Below are 1,505 nucleotides of genomic sequence, written 5' to 3'. Positions count from 1 at the left end.
TAACATAGCAATATGCTAACAAGTAGTTTATTGCATATGAAACAAACAAATCTTCGCTTACCCACAGATTTAGTTTCTTGGGCCAAACAAACGGCAAAGAAAAGACATCAGTCAATGAATGCTTTTTTTATTACAGAATTGGAACGATTAAGAAAGGAGGAACAGAGTGAATTGACAAAAAAGTAATTATTTTCATTCGGCAAAAAGTATAAAAGCCCATGTCGTAACCATGAGCTTTTATGGATGTCTTCATTGCTGATCAGACATTTGTATTTTGATGAATAGGGACATTTTTGTCAATCCTATCTCAAGATCACTTTTTGCCTGTTTTTAATAAACAGGAGGCTCAAAATGAGCACTAAACTTAAAAATGGTCAGTCACGCTACCAATCAAAAGCCAAAGTTGTGACCATTAAAAAATTTCAGTTATCGACGTTGAGAAAGGCAGCTGATCGTTTAAATGATGCAGCGTTCGAAAAACATGGTGATGCGTATCTCGAATTCCCTGTGATTATCCAGGGAGATGGCAACCCTTCTGAAATTTTTAATCTGTATTTGCTGAAAAAACTTGAGCAAACAATACAGTATGATTTTAAAACATTTGCATCTATTGCCAATCAGTTGGTTGATTTTCAGCGTTTTTTAGAAGATGAGCAACTAGACTGTTTGAAGTTCCACAAACTAAAACAGTCAAATGCGATTTTTAAATATCGCACTCGTCTTATTGAGCAAGCGAATGCAGGTCTAATTTCAGCTCGCTCTGCGAGTAATCGAATTAATGCGGTAGTGAATTTTTATCGATTTCTCGTTACAGAAGACTTAGTTGATCATCAGCGCTATGGCTTACCGTTTAAAGATGTCTACAAATATATTGCCGTGGATAATGAGTTTGGCGCACGTCGAAAAATGGCAATTAAGTCGCATGATCTTGCGATACATGTTCCAGCCAAGGCTCCGAATTCTGAAGCCATTATTGACGGTGGTGAATTAAGCCCACTCAGTGTTGAATCGCAAGCAGTCATATTGAAAGCACTGCAAAAATCATCACGTGAATATCAATTGATGTTTTATCTTGCATTGTTTACAGGTGCTCGTTTACAAACGATTTGTACTTTGCGAATCAAAAACTTAATTGGTTGTGAGCTTGATAGTCATGGCTTTATTCGTCTGCCCGTTGGAGCGGGTACAGGTGTGGACACTAAATTTCAAAAGCCGATGACACTTTTGATTCCAAATTGGTTAGTACAAGATCTTAAAATCTATATCAATAGTGAGAAAGCGCGTCTGCGTAGACAGAAATCAAATTATGGCGACTCGGATGAAAACTATGTGTTTCTCACCAAGCTTGGTACACCTTTCTACACCAGCAAAGCTGAACAGCAGAAGTTAACTGAAAAGATCAAAGCATCTGACTCCTTTGAGACTCGACTGAAAATCTATGAAGGTGAAGCAGTACGTAGTTATTTTAAAATGGTGTTATTGCCTGAAATTCGTCTAATTGATCC

The 1,505-nt window shown here is 37.3% G+C and carries 1 protein-coding gene; it reads left to right on the top strand.

Going from position 1 to position 1,505, the window contains the following annotated elements:
* Positions 1-351 precede the first annotated feature (351 nt).
* Positions 352-1,505, top strand: a 1,154-nt coding sequence (locus tag B4J23_RS01370) for a site-specific integrase (RefSeq protein ID WP_291358505.1), incomplete at its 3' end; no start/stop codon positions are given.

This window comes from Acinetobacter sp. UBA3025 (assembly GCF_002367915.1).
Lineage (GTDB): Bacteria > Pseudomonadota > Gammaproteobacteria > Pseudomonadales > Moraxellaceae > Acinetobacter.
Note: the sequence above shows the minus strand (reverse complement) of the source record. Positions and strands in the feature narration are given on the sequence as shown.